Origin of the sequence: Citrobacter sp. Cf116, from assembly GCF_030336505.1 — a bacterium.
Lineage (GTDB): Bacteria > Pseudomonadota > Gammaproteobacteria > Enterobacterales > Enterobacteriaceae > Citrobacter > Citrobacter freundii.
Genome location: NZ_JAOWEQ010000041.1, coordinates 161,574 through 177,077 on the forward strand (window position 1 = coordinate 161,574; position 15,504 = coordinate 177,077).

Here is a 15,504-nt window from a genome sequence, read left to right on the forward strand (position 1 = left end):
ACGACAATGACGATTTTTGATAACTATGAAGTGTGGTTTGTGATTGGTAGCCAGCATCTGTATGGCCCTGAAACCCTGCGTCAGGTAACCCAACATGCGGAGCACGTCGTTAACGCACTGAATACTGAAGCCAAACTGCCCTGTAAGCTGGTATTAAAGCCGCTGGGAACTTCCCCTGACGAGATTACCGCTATCTGTCGTGACGCTAACTACGACGATCGCTGTGCAGGGATGGTGGTCTGGCTGCATACCTTCTCCCCGGCCAAAATGTGGATTAACGGCCTGACTATCCTCAACAAACCGCTGATGCAGTTCCACACCCAGTTCAACGCCGCCCTGCCGTGGGACAGCATTGATATGGACTTTATGAACCTGAACCAGACTGCGCACGGCGGTCGTGAGTTCGGCTTCATCGGCGCACGTATGCGTCAGCAGCATGCCGTGGTCACCGGTCACTGGCAGGATAAACAAGCGCATGAACGCATTGGCTCCTGGATGCGCCAGGCCGTGTCCAAACAGGATACCCGCCACCTGAAAGTCTGCCGCTTTGGCGACAACATGCGTGAAGTTGCGGTCACCGATGGCGATAAAGTCGCTGCGCAGATCAAGTTCGGTTTCTCGGTAAACACCTGGGCCGTGGGCGATCTGGTGCAGGTAGTGAACGCAATTAGCGACGGCGAAATCAACGCGCTAATCGATGAGTACGAAAGCACCTACACCATGACGGCGGCGACGCAAGTCCACGGTGAAAAACGTCAGAACGTCCTGGAAGCGGCCCGTATTGAACTGGGGATGAAGCGCTTCCTGGAACAGGGTGGATTCCACGCCTTCACCACCACATTTGAAGATTTACACGGCCTGAAACAGCTTCCGGGTCTGGCCGTACAGCGTCTGATGCAGCAAGGCTATGGCTTTGCGGGCGAAGGCGACTGGAAAACCGCCGCTCTGCTTCGCATCATGAAGGTGATGTCAACCGGTCTGCAGGGCGGCACCTCATTTATGGAGGATTACACCTACCACTTCGAGAAAGGCAACGATCTGGTACTCGGTTCGCACATGCTGGAAGTTTGCCCGTCCATCGCGGTGGAAGAGAAACCGATCCTCGACGTACAGCACCTCGGCATTGGTGGTAAAGACGATCCCGCCCGTCTGATCTTCAACACTAAAACCGGCCCGGCCGTGGTTGCCAGCCTGATCGATCTCGGCGATCGTTTTCGCCTGCTGGTTAACTGCATCGACACGGTACAAACACCGCACTCCCTGCCGAAACTGCCTGTAGCTAACGCGCTGTGGAAAGCTCAACCGGATCTGCCAACTGCATCTGAAGCCTGGATCCTGGCCGGTGGCGCGCACCACACCGTGTTCAGCCACGCGCTGGATCTGAACGATATGCGCCAGTTCGCTGAAATGCACGATATCGAGATCGCGGTGATCGATAACGATACCCGCCTGCCGGCCTTTAAGGACGCGCTGCGCTGGAACGAAGTGTATTACGCGTTCAAACGTTAATTGTCGAAACGGATTGCCCGGTGGCATTTCATTTACCGGGCCTACAAATCACCGTAGGCCGGATAAGCGAAGCGCCATCCGGCATTCAGGAGTTAACATGCTAGAAGATCTTAAACGTCAGGTACTGGAAGCCAATCTGGCGTTGCCTAAGCACAATCTGGTCACCCTGACCTGGGGGAACGTCAGCGCCGTCGATCGCGAGCGCGGCGTGTTTGTGATTAAACCTTCCGGGGTCGATTACAGCGTAATGACCGCAGACGATATGGTGGTAGTCAGTATCGCCACGGGTGAAGTAGTCGAAGGCCAGAAGAAGCCCTCTTCCGATACCCCAACGCACCGACTGCTGTATCAGGCATTCCCGACCATTGGCGGCATTGTTCACACCCATTCGCGTCATGCAACCATCTGGGCGCAGGCGGGTCAGTCGATTCCGGCCACGGGTACCACCCATGCGGACTATTTCTACGGTTCGATTCCCTGCACACGGAAAATGACCGACGAAGAAATCAACGGCGAATATGAATGGGAAACCGGCAATGTAATCGTTGAAACCTTTGAGAAACAAGGTATTGACGCCGCGCAGATGCCTGGCGTGCTAGTGCACTCTCACGGTCCGTTTGCCTGGGGAAAAAATGCCGAAGATGCGGTGCATAACGCCATCGTGCTGGAAGAAGTCGCCTACATGGGGATCTTCTGTCGCCAGCTCGCGCCGCAATTGCCAGATATGCAACAAACCCTGTTAGATAAGCATTACCTGCGTAAACATGGTGCTAAAGCCTACTACGGGCAATAGTCCCTGCTGACACATAACAACTGTATAAAATCACAGCCAATCTATCAGAACCAGGCTATAATAATGCCTGGTTTTTTAATGGATACACAGCGTGGCGCAGGCAGGCTTTATTCTAACCCGACACTGGCGGGACACTCCGCAGGGAACTGAGGTCTCATTCTGGCTGGCTACAGACGATGGGCCGCTGCAGGTCACGCTTGCGCCACAGGAGTCAGTCGCGTTTATTCCCACCAGTCAGGTTCCTCGCGTCACCTCACTATTACGTACTGAAAACGGCTATCGCCTGACGCCTCTTCAGTTGCAAGACTTCCACCGCCAGCCCGTTTCCGGCCTGTATTGCCGCTCACATCGCCAGCTTATGCGGCTGGAAAAACTGCTGCGCGAAAACGCAGTCACCGTCTACGAAGCTGACGTACGGCCGCCGGAGCGGTATCTAATGGAGCGCTTTATCACCTCCCCTGTTTGGGTCGAAGGCGACAGACATGACGACATGCTGGTTAATGCCCGCCTGAAGCCGAACCCTGACTATCGACCACCGCTAAAATGGGTATCGCTGGATATCGAAACCACGCGCCACGGCGAACTCTACTGCATCGGTCTTGAGGGCTGTGGGCAGCGTATTGTCTATATGCTCGGCCCGGCAAACGGTGATGCCTCTGCGCTGGATTTTGAACTTGAGTACGTTGCAAGCCGCCCGCAGTTGTTGGAAAAGCTCAATGACTGGATTGCCCGTCACGATCCTGATGTGATAATCGGCTGGAACGTCGTGCAATTCGATTTACGCGTCCTGCAAAAGCACGCCGAACGTTACCGCATTCCCCTGCGTTTTGGTCGTGACAATAGCGAGCTGGAGTGGCGCGAGCATGGCTTCAAAAACGGCGTGTTCTTCGCGCAGGCTAAAGGTCGCCTGATTATCGACGGCATTGAGGCGCTCAAATCCGCATTCTGGAATTTCTCGTCATTTTCGCTGGAGACGGTGTCGCAGGAGCTACTGGGCGAAGGGAAGTCAATTGATAATCCCTGGGACAGGATGGACGAAATCGATCGCCGGTTTGCCCAGGATAAGCCCGCGCTCGCCACCTACAATCTCAAAGACTGTGAGTTGGTCACGCGTATTTTTCATAAAACCGAGATCATGCCATTTCTGCTGGAACGATCGACGGTCAACGGTCTGCCGGTCGACCGGCACGGTGGTTCAGTTGCCGCCTTCGGACATCTCTACCTGCCACGAATGCACCGGGCGGGTTATGTGGCACCGAACCTGGGTGAAGTCCCCGCGCACGCCAGCCCCGGTGGCTACGTGATGGACTCGCGCCCCGGCTTATACGACTCGGTACTGGTGCTGGATTACAAAAGCCTGTACCCCTCAATAATTCGTACTTTTTTAATCGATCCGGTGGGGCTTATCGAAGGAATGGCGCAGCCGGATCCGGAGCACAGCACCGAAGGGTTCCTTGACGCCTGGTTCTCACGTGAAAAGCACTGCCTGCCGGAAATCGTGACCCGGATCTGGCATGGTCGCGATGAAGCAAAACGCCGCGGCAATAAGCCGCTCTCGCAGGCGCTGAAAATCATCATGAACGCATTTTACGGCGTGCTGGGAACCACCGCCTGTCGCTTTTTCGACCCGAGACTGGCCTCGTCCATTACCATGCGCGGCCATGCGATCATGCGCCAGACCAAAGCGCTGATTGAAGCTCAGGGTTACGACGTTATCTATGGCGATACCGACTCGACCTTTGTCTGGCTGAAAAAGGCGTACTCAGAAGATGATGCCGCCCGGATTGGCCGTGAGCTGGTGAGCTACGTCAACGACTGGTGGGCGCAGTCGCTGAAACGACAAAACCTGACCAGTGCGCTGGAGCTGGAATTTGAAACCCATTTTTGTCGCTTTCTGATGCCGACCATTCGCGGTGCAGATACCGGCAGTAAAAAACGCTATGCAGGGATGATTCAGGACGGCGCTGAACAACGTATGGTGTTTAAGGGACTGGAAACGGTACGAACCGACTGGACGCCGCTAGCCCAACAGTTTCAGCAGGAGCTATACCTGCGAATTTTTCGTAACGAACCTTATCAGGAGTTTGTTCGCGAGACTATTGACCGTCTGATGACCGGTGAAATGGATGAACAACTGGTGTACCGCAAGCGCCTGCGCCGCCCGTTAAGCGAATACCAGCGAAATGTTCCACCACACGTGCGTGCCGCGCGACTCGCCGATGAGCAGAATGTAAAGCTGGGGCGTCCACCGCAGTATCAAAATCGCGGTACCATAAAATATGTCTGGACGGTCAATGGCCCAGAACCTGTTGATTATCAGCTATCTGCGCTCGATTACGAGCATTATCTGACACGCCAGATCCAACCCGTTGCCGAGGGAATTCTTCCCTTTATTGACGATAATTTTGCTACACTACTCACAGGGCAACTGGGGTTATTTTGACGCGTGACGAAACCGTCGCCATCCAGTACCATAGCGCCCTTTCCATTCCTGGACCCCAATACACTTGCTGCCACTTTACTCTGGCAGAGGGTGAGTATTGCCTGCAACTAAAGATATAGAGCCGAACATATATGCCTTTTACACTTGGTCAACGCTGGATCAGCGATACAGAAAGCGAATTGGGACTTGGTACCGTTGTCGCCATGGATGCGCGAACCGTCACATTACTTTTCTCATCGACGGGCGAAAACCGTCTGTATGCGCGCAGTGATTCCCCCGTGACCCGCGTGATGTTCAATCCTGGCGATACGATAACAAGCCATGAAGGCTGGCAACTGCATGTCGATGAAGTAAAAGAAGAAAACGGCCTGCTTGCCTATATCGGAACCCGCCTGGATACCGAAGAAACCGGTGTCATGCTGCGTGAAGTACTACTCGACAGCAAACTGGTATTCAGCAAACCACAAGATCGCCTGTTTGCCGGCCAGATTGACCGCATGGATCGCTTTGCTCTGCGCTATCGCGCGCGTAAATTTCAGAGCGAACAATACCGTATGCCGTGGAGTGGGTTGCGTGGTCAACGTACCAGCCTGATTCCTCACCAACTGAACATTGCCCATGATGTTGGCCGTCGTCATGCCCCTCGCGTTTTACTGGCAGACGAAGTGGGTTTAGGTAAAACCATTGAAGCCGGGATGATCCTGCATCAACAACTGCTGTCCGGCGCCGCAGAGCGCGTGCTGATCATCGTCCCGGAGACATTACAGCACCAGTGGCTGGTCGAAATGCTGCGTCGCTTCAACCTGCGTTTTGCACTGTTTGATGATGAGCGTTATGCAGAAGCGCAGCACGATGCCTACAACCCATTTGAAACCGAACAACTGATCATCTGCTCGCTGGACTTTGCCCGTCGCAGTAAACAGCGCCTGGAGCATCTGTGTGACGCCGAATGGGATCTGCTGATCGTCGATGAAGCCCACCACCTGGTGTGGAGCGAAGACGCGCCCAGCCGCGAATATATGGCCATTGAACAACTGGCAGAACGTGTGCCGGGTATCCTGCTGCTAACCGCTACACCTGAGCAGCTGGGCATGGAAAGTCACTTTGCGCGCCTGCGCCTGCTGGACCCTAGCCGTTTCCACGATTTCGCCCAGTTTGTTGAAGAACAGAAAAATTACCGTCCGGTCGCCGACGCCGTCGCTATGTTACTGGCAGGCAACAAGCTGAGTAACAATGAGCTGAACATGTTAGGCGACATGATTGGCGAGCAGGACATTGAGCCGCTATTGCAGGCGGCAAACAGCGACAGCGAAGATGCCCAGAGCGCGCGTCAGGAGCTGGTTTCGATGCTGATGGACCGCCATGGCACCAGCCGCGTGCTGTTCCGTAACACCCGTAATGGTGTGAAAGGCTTCCCAAAACGCGAGCTGCACACCATCAAGCTGCCGCTGCCGACCCAATACCAGACGGCGATTAAAGTCTCCGGCATTATGGGTGCGCGTAAAAGCGCGGAAGACCGGGCGCGCGATATGCTCTACCCGGAACAGATTTATCAGGAATTCGAAGGCGACACCGGCACCTGGTGGAACTTTGATCCGCGCGTGGAATGGCTGATGGGCTACCTGACCAGCCACCGCTCACAAAAAGTACTGGTTATCTGTGCGAAAGCCACCACCGCGCTTCAGCTGGAGCAGGTTCTGCGCGAGCGCGAAGGTATCCGCGCAGCCGTGTTCCATGAAGGGATGTCGATCATTGAGCGTGACCGCGCCGCAGCCTGGTTTAGCGAAGAAGATAGCGGCGCACAGGTCATGCTGTGTTCTGAAATCGGCTCCGAAGGGCGTAACTTCCAGTTCGCCAGCAATCTGGTGATGTTTGACCTGCCGTTCAATCCGGATCTACTGGAACAGCGTATTGGCCGTCTGGACCGTATTGGTCAGGCACATGATATTCAGATCCACGTTCCGTACCTGGAAAAAACCGCGCAATCCGTGCTGGTGCGCTGGTACCACGAAGGTCTGGATGCGTTCGAACACACCTGCCCGACCGGCCGTACCATCTACGACACGGTCTATAACAATCTGATCGGCTACCTGGCTGAACCAGAAAATACCGATGGCTTTGACGATCTGATCAAAACCTGTCGCGAACAACATGACGCGCTGAAAGCACAGCTGGAACAAGGTCGCGATCGTCTGCTGGAGATCCACTCTAACGGCGGTGAAAAAGCGCTGGCGCTGGCTGAGAGTATTGAAGAACAGGACGATGATACCAGCCTGATCGCCTTCGCCATGAATCTGTTTGATATCGTTGGTATTAATCAGGATGACCGTGGTGACAATTTGATCGTGCTGACACCGTCCGATCATATGCTGGTGCCAGATTTCCCTGGATTGCCGGAAGATGGCTGCACCATTACGTTTGAGCGTGATGTCGCTCTGTCGCGTGAAGACGCTCAGTTTATTACCTGGGAGCATCCGTTAATCCGTAATGGTCTGGATCTTATCCTCTCTGGCGACACCGGCAGTAGCACCATTTCGTTGTTGAAAAATAAAGCATTACCGGTCGGAACGCTGTTGGTTGAGCTGGTGTATGTGGTTGAAGCGCAAGCGCCGAAACAGCTGCAGCTGAACCGCTTCCTGCCGCCAACGCCGGTACGTATGCTGCTGGATAAAAACGGCAATAACCTCGCTGCACAGGTTGAGTTCGAAACCTTTAACCGTCAGCTCAGCGCCGTTAACCGCCACACCGGCAGTAAACTGGTCAACGCCGTGCAGCAGGACGTTCATGCTATTCTGCAACTCGGTGAAGCACAGGTGGAAAAATCAGCCCGCGCGCTGATCGACGCGGCGCGTAAAGAAGCGGACGAAAAACTGACTGCGGAACTCTCCCGTCTGGAAGCGCTGCGTGCCGTTAACCCGAACATCCGTGATGACGAACTCAGCGCAATTGAAAGCAACCGTCAGCAGGTGATGGAAAGCCTGGATCAGGCGGGCTGGCGTCTGGATGCCCTGCGCCTGATCGTCGTGACGCATCAGTAACGGAGCCATACATGGGGATGGAAAACTACAATCCGCCGCAGGAACCCTGGTTGGTCATCCTGTATCAGGATGAGCACATTATGGTGGTCAACAAGCCGAGCGGTTTGTTGTCTGTGCCGGGTCGTCTGGATGAGCACAAAGACAGCGTGATGACGCGTATTCAGCGCGACTATCCGCAGGCTGAATCCGTCCATCGTCTGGATATGGCCACCAGCGGCGTGATTGTAGTCGCGCTAACCAAAGCGGCAGAGCGCGAGCTAAAACGGCAGTTTCGCGAGCGCGAACCGAAAAAACAGTATGTTGCACGCGTCTGGGGGCATCCCGCTCCGGCCGAGGGTCTGGTTGATTTACCGCTGATTTGCGACTGGCCGAACAGGCCAAAACAAAAAGTGTGTTATGAGACCGGGAAATCAGCGCAGACAGAGTATGAGGTGGTGGAGTTCGCGGCGGATAACACCGCCCGGGTCGTGCTTAAACCGATTACCGGACGCTCCCACCAGCTGCGTGTGCATATGCTGGCGTTAGGGCATCCAATCCTCGGCGATCGCTTCTATGCTCCGCCTGAAGCGCTGGCGTTGGCACCCCGCCTGCTGCTGCACGCCGAGATGCTAACCATCACGCATCCCGAATACGGCAACAGTATGACGTTTAAAGTCCCGGCGGATTTTTAAATTCTGAGCCAATTTATGCCGGGGGCGCTTCGCTTGCCCGGCCTACATTCATTACCGTAGGCCGGATAAAGCGCTAGCCGCATCCGGCATAATTATTATTTAAAGCCTTTTTGTTCTTTGATTAACTCGTAAGCCTTCTGGATTTCCTGCGCTTTTTGCTTCGCCATTTCCATCATCTCTGGCGGCAGACCTTTCGCGACCAGTTTGTCCGGATGGTGCTCGCTCATCAGCTTACGGTAAGCGCGCTTTATGGTAGTCGCATCATCGGTCGTTTTCACACCCAGCACATTACAGGCGTCTTCCAGCGTCGGGCCGCGTTGCGCCTGCTGCCAGCCACCGCCGCCAGACTGCTGCTGATATCCGCCGCCAAACTGTGCGCCGCCCTGCATCATGCGCAGGAACTGATCAAATTGGGTACGTGAGATCCCCAACTCTTCAGCAATCACATACAGCACTTCACGCTCATTAGGATGTAACGACCCATCGGCAAATGCCGCCTGGATTTGAATTTCCAGAAACATGCGGATCAGATCGAATCGACCAAAACAGACGCTGCGAAACTGACGCATCTTTTCACGTAATGGATAATTATCCGATTTTCCTACCCGGAAGGCGTGTTGTGCAGCCGTTCGCGAGTCACCGTGCAAATTCATCCGATCCATCAACTGGCTGGCGATATGAATATCGGCTTCCGTGACGCGACCTTTGGATTTGGTCAAATGTCCCATCACCTCAAAAGTGGTGGCAAAAAACAGCGCCTGGCGTTCACGTTGGTTGGCAAACCACGCCATTTTGCGCATGCGGGCTTTGTCGAACATGTGGCCAACTAACAGCCCCAGAACCACACCCCAGAAGCCGCCACCCATCATTAAGGCCACGGCTACACCAATTATCTTTCCCCAATACTGCATAGACTCCCCAAATCTTTATGCTCTCAGCCAGGCTATGTCCCACAATATAAGGTGCTTTTACCGATTTACGGCTGCGGTCAATTGTGGGACATCGCCTATAATTTGCATTATCATACCTGTCATTCAATGCCGTGCCTAACACCACGGATGCCTAAATGGGCAGGATTAACACTAGCGCAGTGAAGATGAGATAAGTTAGGCTGTGACCGTTTGTCACGCGCGACGCTACTGATGATGGAACAATAAATACAACGTATGAAAAAACGTATTCCCACTCTTCTGGCTACCATGATTGCCAGTGCCCTCTATAGCCATCAGGGCCTGGCAGCCGATCTCGCCTCACAGTGTATGCTGGGCGTGCCGAGCTATGACCGTCCTCTGGTACAGGGCGAGACTAATGAATTACCCGTCACCATCAATGCCGACAACGCTAAAGGGAATTATCCCGATGACGCGGTGTTTACCGGCAACGTGGACATCGCACAGGGTAACAGCCGCCTGCAGGCCGACGAAGTACAGCTTCATCAGAAGCAGGCTGAAGGCCAGCCGGAGCCAATACGTACCGTCGATGCGCTGGGCAATGTCCATTATGATGACAATCAGGTTATTCTGAAGGGGCCGAAGGGTTGGTCAAATCTGAATACCAAAGATACCAACATCTGGGAAGGTGATTACCAGATGGTGGGCCGTCAGGGACGCGGGAAAGCCGACCTGATGAAACAGCGTGGGGAAAACCGTTATACCATTCTGGAAAATGGTAGCTTTACCTCCTGTCTGCCGGGTTCCGATACCTGGAGCGTCGTCGGTAGCGAAGTGATCCACGACCGTGAAGAACAGGTCGCAGAGATCTGGAACGCCCGTTTTAAACTGGGTCCGGTTCCGGTCTTTTACAGTCCTTATTTACAGTTACCCGTCGGCGATAAGCGCCGTTCCGGTTTCCTGATCCCGAACGCAAAATATTCCACCAATAACTATTTTGAGTTCTACCTGCCGTATTACTGGAACATTGCGCCCAACATGGACGCCACCATCACGCCACATTATATGCACCGTCGTGGCGGGATCATGTGGGAGAACGAATTCCGCTACCTCACCCAGGCGGGTGCAGGCCTGATGGAGTTCGACTATCTGAACTCCGATAAAGTGTACGAGGATGATAACCCGAAGGATGACAACTCACGCCGCTGGCTGTTTTACTGGCGGCACGCTGGCGTAATGGACCAGGTGTGGCGTTTCAACGTCGACTACACCAAGGTCAGCGACACCAGCTACTTCAATGATTTCGATAATAAATACGGTTCCAGTACCGACGGCTATGCCACGCAAAAATTCAGCGTTGGCTACGCAGTACAGAACTTTGATGCCACGGTTTCGACCAAGCAGTTCCAGGTCTTCGACGCGCAAAACAGTAACAGCTACTCTGCGCAGCCGCAGTTAGACGTCAACTACTACCAGAATGACGTTGGTCCGTTTGATACCCGTATTTATGGTCAGGCGGTGCACTTCGTTAACACCAACGACAACATGCCGGAAGCGACGCGCGTTCACCTTGAACCGACCATCAATCTGCCATTGTCGAACAACTGGGGAAGTATCAATACCGAAGCAAAACTGCTGGCAACGCACTATCAGCAGACTAATCTGGATTGGTACAACGCGAATAACACCACCAAGCTCGATGATTCAGCTAACCGCGTCATGCCGCAGTTTAAAGTTGACGGCAAGATGGTGTTTGAGCGTGACATGCAAATGCTGGCGCCGGGATATACCCAGACGCTGGAGCCGCGCGCGCAGTACCTGTACGTCCCATATCGCGACCAAAGTCATATCTATAACTATGACTCGTCCCTGCTGCAATCTGACTACAGTGGCCTGTTCCGTGACCGCTCTTATGGCGGCCTGGACCGTATTGCTTCCGCCAATCAGGTAACGACCGGGGTCACATCTCGCGTTTATGATGACGCGGCCGTTGAACGTTTTAATATTTCTGTGGGTCAAATCTACTATTTCACCGAGTCTCGCACTGGCGATGACCATACAGAATGGGAGAATGACGACAAAACGGGCTCACTGGTATGGGCGGGTGACACCTACTGGCGCATCTCCGATCGCTGGGGTTTACGCAGTGGGATCCAGTACGACACGCGCCTGGATAGCATCGCAACCAGCAATAGCAGTATCGAATACCGCCGTGACGAAAACCGTATGCTGCAATTGAATTACCGTTATGCCAGCCCGGAGTATATTAAGGCCGCGGTACCTTCACGCGATGTAACTAACGCCCAATATGAAAATGGGATCTCACAGGTGGGCGCAGTGGCAAGCTTCCCAATCGCCGACCGTTGGTCGATTGTTGGCGCTTACTACTTCGATACCAACGTGAACAAAGAAGCAGATTCAATGCTGGGGCTGCAGTACAACTCCTGCTGTTACGCCATTCGCTTCGGTTACGAACGTAAGCTGAACGGCTGGGATAACACCCAGAAACACGCGATTTATGACAACACGATCGGCTTTAATATCGAACTGCGCGGCCTGAGCTCCAACTACGGTCTCGGCACCAACCAAATGTTGCGTTCAAACATTTTGCCGTATCAAAGCTCTTTATGATCTGATTGATTTACAACGTAATCCGCATCGCGGTTAATTGAAATGGAAAAAGTATGAAGAACTGGAAAACGCTGCTTCTCGGTATCGCCATGATCGCGAATACCAGTTTCGCTGCCCCACAGGTAGTCGATAAAGTCGCAGCCGTCGTCAATAACGGCGTCGTTCTCGAAAGCGACGTCGATGGCTTAATGCAGTCAGTAAAACTTAATGCGGGTCAGGCTGGTCAGCAGTTACCGGACGACGCCACGCTGCGTCATCAGATCCTGGAACGTTTGATCATGGATCAAATCCTCCTGCAAATGGGTCAGAAGATGGGTATTAAAATCTCTGACGAGCAGTTGGATCAGGCTATTGCCAACATCGCCAAGCAGAACAACATGACGCTGGATCAGATGCGCAGTCGTCTGGCACAGGATGGTTTAAGCTATTCGACCTATCGTAGCCAGATCCGCAAAGAGATGACCATCTCTGAAGTTCGTAACAACGAAGTTCGCCGTCGCGTTACTATCCTGCCTCAGGAAGTGGATGCCCTGGCGCAACAGGTAGGCAACCAAAACGATGCCAGCACCGAACTGAACCTGAGCCACATTCTGATCCCATTACCGGAAAACCCAACTTCCGACCAGGTTAACGCGGCTGAAAGCCAGGCGCGCTCTGTTGTTGATGAAGCGCGTAACGGTAGTGATTTCGGCAAACTGGCTATTACTTATTCCGCTGACCAGCAGGCGCTGAAAGGCGGCCAGATGGGTTGGGGACGTATTCAGGAGCTGCCGGGTATCTTCGCCCAGGCGTTAAGCACTGCGAAAAAAGGCGATATCATCGGCCCAATTCGTTCAGGTGTCGGCTTCCACATCCTGAAAGTCAATGATATGCGTGGCCAAAGCCAGAGCATCTCCGTGACTGAAGTTCACGCCCGCCATATTCTGCTTAAGCCGTCGCCGATCATGACCGATCAGCAGGCGCGTCTGAAGTTGGAACAAATCGCGGCAGATATTAAGAGCGGTAAAACTACCTTCGCAGCAGCCGCTAAAGAGTTTTCTCAGGATCCAGGCTCTGCCAACCAGGGCGGCGATCTGGGTTGGGCTGCAGCGGATATTTTCGACCCAGCTTTCCGCGATGCGCTGACCAAACTTCATAAAGGCCAGATGAGCGCCCCGGTGCACTCCTCTTTCGGTTGGCATCTGATCGAACTGCTGGACACGCGTAACGTTGATAAAACTGACGCGGCGCAGAAAGACAGAGCTTACCGTATGCTGATGAACCGTAAATTCTCGGAAGAAGCAGCAACCTGGATGCAGGAACAGCGCGCCAGCGCTTACGTTAAAGTTCTGAGCAACTAATGGCTCGTACTCAACGTGTTGTTATCACTCCCGGCGAACCCGCCGGGATTGGCCCGGACCTGGTGGTTCAGCTCGCCCAGCGCGATTGGCCTGTAGAACTCGTTGTCTGTGCGGATGCAGGACTTCTCAGTGACCGGGCAGCAATGCTCGGTTTACCGCTTTCACTCCTCCCCTACTCTCCAGATACCCCAGCCAGACCGCAATCTGCAGGCACATTGACGCTGTTACCGATTGCGCTGCGGGCACCTGCTGTCGCGGGTCAGTTGGCGGTAGAAAACGGGCAATATGTGGTGGATACGCTGGCTCGCGCCTGCGATGGTTGCCTGCAAGGTGAGTTTGCGGCGTTGATTACTGGTCCGGTTCACAAGGGCGTAATCAATGACGCAGGCGTTCCGTTTACCGGGCATACCGAGTTTTTTGAAGAGCGCTCACAGGCAAAGAAAGTTGTTATGATGCTGGCGACCGAAGAGCTGCGCGTTGCGCTGGCAACCACGCATTTGCCGCTCAGAGCCGTTGCCGACGCCATTACACCCGCCCTGCTTCAGGAAGTGATCGGCATTTTACATCATGATTTACGCACTAAGTTCGGCATTGCCGATCCACATATTCTGGTGTGCGGTCTTAACCCGCATGCTGGTGAAGGCGGTCATATGGGAACGGAAGAGATAGACACCCTCATTCCGGTACTCGATGAACTGCGTGCGCAGGGGATGAAATTAAACGGCCCGCTGCCCGCAGATACGCTTTTTCAGCCCAAATATCTCGACCACGCGGATGCCGTGCTGGCAATGTACCACGATCAGGGTCTCCCCGTGCTAAAATACCAGGGATTTGGTCGCGGTGTGAATATCACGCTGGGCCTGCCCTTTATTCGCACATCCGTCGATCACGGCACCGCACTTGAACTCGCGGGCCGTGGACAAGCAGATGTCGGCAGTTTTATTACGGCGCTTAATCTCGCCATCAAAATGATTGTTAATACCAATGAATAATCGAGTCCATCAGGGCCATTTAGCCCGTAAACGTTTCGGGCAGAACTTCCTCAACGATCAGTTTGTGATCGAAAGTATTGTCTCTGCTATCAACCCGCAGAAAGGTCAGGCTATGGTCGAAATCGGCCCAGGCCTGGCGGCATTGACCGAACCAGTAGGCGAACGTCTGGACAAGCTCACGGTCATTGAACTGGACCGCGATCTCGCCACGCGCCTGCAAACGCACCCGTTTTTAGGGCCGAAGCTGACGATTTATCAGCAAGATGCCATGACCATGAACTTCGGCGAACTGGCACAAACGATGGGTCAGCCGCTGCGCGTATTCGGCAACCTGCCGTACAACATCTCCACGCCACTCATGTTCCATCTTTTTTCCTATACTGATGCCATTGCCGACATGCATTTCATGTTGCAAAAAGAGGTGGTCAATCGTCTGGTTGCAGGGCCAAACAGTAAAGCGTATGGTCGATTAAGCGTCATGGCGCAGTATTACTGCAATGTGATCCCGGTACTTGAAGTGCCGCCATCTGCATTTACGCCTGCACCTAAAGTCGATTCCGCCGTAGTGCGTCTGGTCCCTCACGCGACGATGCCGTACCCGGTTAAAGATGTTCGTGTGCTGAGCCGTATTACCACCGAAGCGTTTAATCAGCGCCGTAAAACGGTACGTAACAGTCTCGGCAACCTATTTAGCGTTGAAGTACTGACAGAGCTGGGCGTTGATCCGGCGATGCGAGCGGAAAATATCTCTGTCGCGCAATACTGCCGGATGGCTAACTATCTGTCAGAAAACGCGCCATCGAAGGAGAGTTAAACATGATCAATTCGCCCCGAGTGTGCATTCAGGTACAAAGCGTCTACATTGAGGCGCAATCCTCACCTGATGATGAACGTTACGTTTTTGCTTACACCGTAACTATCCGCAATTTGGGGCGAGCGCCTGTGCAGCTGTTGGGGCGTTATTGGTTAATCACTAATGGTCATGGCCGCGAAACAGAAGTCCAGGGTGAAGGCGTGGTTGGCGTCCAGCCCCATATCGAACCCGGCGAAGAGTACCAGTATACCAGCGGTGCGGTGATTGAAACGCCGCTGGGCACCATGCAGGGTCACTACGAAATGATCGATGAACAAGGCATCGCCTTTACCATCGACATTCCCGTATTCCGACTCGCCGTTCCAACACTCATTCATTAAAAC

The 15,504-nt window shown here is 53.8% G+C and carries 11 protein-coding genes; 10 read left to right on the forward strand and 1 reads right to left on the reverse strand.

The features are described from left to right. The first annotated feature begins 6 nt into the window (after window positions 1-6). The 5 genes from araA (at window position 7) to rluA (ending at window position 8,454) form a co-directional block, all read left to right on the forward strand. A complete protein-coding gene (araA, locus tag OGV74_RS21695) occupies window positions 7-1,509 on the forward strand; it encodes an L-arabinose isomerase (protein ID WP_086504889.1) in 1,503 nt (500 codons plus the stop codon). Between the two features lie 97 nt (window positions 1,510-1,606). Further along, the gene (gene araD / locus OGV74_RS21700; protein WP_003018841.1) at window positions 1,607-2,302 is read left to right on the forward strand and encodes an L-ribulose-5-phosphate 4-epimerase; all 696 of its coding nucleotides are present in this window, start codon (window positions 1,607-1,609) and stop codon (window positions 2,300-2,302) included. 91 nt (window positions 2,303-2,393) lie between these two features. Next, on the forward strand, window positions 2,394-4,745 hold the full coding sequence (polB, locus tag OGV74_RS21705; protein WP_286521525.1) for a DNA polymerase II: 2,352 nt from the start codon (window positions 2,394-2,396) through the stop codon (window positions 4,743-4,745). Between the two features lie 131 nt (window positions 4,746-4,876). After that, window positions 4,877-7,783 carry an RNA polymerase-associated protein RapA gene (gene rapA / locus OGV74_RS21710; protein WP_071696579.1) on the forward strand — a complete coding sequence of 969 codons (2,907 nt, stop codon included), beginning with the start codon at window positions 4,877-4,879 and terminating at the stop codon, window positions 7,781-7,783. Window positions 7,784-7,794: 11 nt separating this feature from the next. Next, window positions 7,795-8,454 carry a bifunctional tRNA pseudouridine(32) synthase/23S rRNA pseudouridine(746) synthase RluA gene (gene rluA / locus OGV74_RS21715; protein WP_003018849.1) on the forward strand — a complete coding sequence of 220 codons (660 nt, stop codon included), beginning with the start codon at window positions 7,795-7,797 and terminating at the stop codon, window positions 8,452-8,454. 95 nt (window positions 8,455-8,549) lie between these two features. Here the strand turns inward: rluA and djlA are convergent, their stop codons facing one another. Continuing rightward, on the reverse strand, window positions 8,550-9,365 hold the full coding sequence (gene djlA / locus OGV74_RS21720) for a co-chaperone DjlA (RefSeq protein ID WP_003845702.1): 816 nt from the start codon (window positions 9,363-9,365) through the stop codon (window positions 8,550-8,552). A gap of 255 nt (window positions 9,366-9,620) precedes the next feature. Here djlA and lptD point away from each other — a divergent pair, with 255 nt between their 5' ends. Genes lptD through apaG form a run of 5 tightly spaced genes read left to right on the forward strand, consistent with a single transcriptional unit; the run spans window position 9,621 to window position 15,501 of the window. Next, window positions 9,621-11,975, forward strand: a complete 2,355-nt coding sequence (gene lptD / locus OGV74_RS21725) for an LPS assembly protein LptD (RefSeq protein ID WP_086504887.1) — start codon at window positions 9,621-9,623, stop codon at window positions 11,973-11,975. Between the two features lie 53 nt (window positions 11,976-12,028). Beyond that, window positions 12,029-13,315, forward strand: a complete 1,287-nt coding sequence (gene surA, locus OGV74_RS21730) for a peptidylprolyl isomerase SurA (RefSeq protein ID WP_086504886.1) — start codon at window positions 12,029-12,031, stop codon at window positions 13,313-13,315. Continuing rightward, window positions 13,315-14,307 carry a 4-hydroxythreonine-4-phosphate dehydrogenase PdxA gene (pdxA, locus tag OGV74_RS21735; RefSeq protein WP_003018862.1) on the forward strand — a complete coding sequence of 331 codons (993 nt, stop codon included), beginning with the start codon at window positions 13,315-13,317 and terminating at the stop codon, window positions 14,305-14,307. The genes surA and pdxA overlap by 1 nt, the downstream gene beginning before the upstream one ends. Beyond that, window positions 14,300-15,121 carry a 16S rRNA (adenine(1518)-N(6)/adenine(1519)-N(6))-dimethyltransferase RsmA gene (gene rsmA / locus OGV74_RS21740; RefSeq protein WP_286521529.1) on the forward strand — a complete coding sequence of 274 codons (822 nt, stop codon included), beginning with the start codon at window positions 14,300-14,302 and terminating at the stop codon, window positions 15,119-15,121. The genes pdxA and rsmA overlap by 8 nt, the downstream gene beginning before the upstream one ends. A 2-nt stretch (window positions 15,122-15,123) precedes the next feature. Beyond that, window positions 15,124-15,501 (forward strand): Co2+/Mg2+ efflux facilitator ApaG/CorD, encoded by a 378-nt coding sequence (gene apaG / locus OGV74_RS21745; protein ID WP_003018867.1) that lies wholly within the window; start codon window positions 15,124-15,126, stop codon window positions 15,499-15,501. The last annotated feature ends 3 nt before the right edge of the window (window positions 15,502-15,504 follow it).

Bases quoted from the DNA above. Each gene is read 5' to 3' on its own strand.
- araA (WP_086504889.1), top strand. From the start codon at position 7: ATGACGATTTTTGATAACTATGAAGTGTGGTTTGTGATTGGTAGCCAG.
- araD (WP_003018841.1), top strand. From the start codon at position 1,607: ATGCTAGAAGATCTTAAACGTCAGGTACTGGAAGCCAATCTGGCGTTG.
- rapA (WP_071696579.1), top strand. From the start codon at position 4,877: ATGCCTTTTACACTTGGTCAACGCTGGATCAGCGATACAGAAAGCGAA.
- rluA (WP_003018849.1), top strand. From the start codon at position 7,795: ATGGGGATGGAAAACTACAATCCGCCGCAGGAACCCTGGTTGGTCATC.
- djlA (WP_003845702.1), bottom strand. From the start codon at position 9,365: ATGCAGTATTGGGGAAAGATAATTGGTGTAGCCGTGGCCTTAATGATG.
- lptD (WP_086504887.1), top strand. From the start codon at position 9,621: ATGAAAAAACGTATTCCCACTCTTCTGGCTACCATGATTGCCAGTGCC.
- surA (WP_086504886.1), top strand. From the start codon at position 12,029: ATGAAGAACTGGAAAACGCTGCTTCTCGGTATCGCCATGATCGCGAAT.
- pdxA (WP_003018862.1), top strand. From the start codon at position 13,315: ATGGCTCGTACTCAACGTGTTGTTATCACTCCCGGCGAACCCGCCGGG.
- rsmA (WP_286521529.1), top strand. From the start codon at position 14,300: ATGAATAATCGAGTCCATCAGGGCCATTTAGCCCGTAAACGTTTCGGG.
- apaG (WP_003018867.1), top strand. From the start codon at position 15,124: ATGATCAATTCGCCCCGAGTGTGCATTCAGGTACAAAGCGTCTACATT.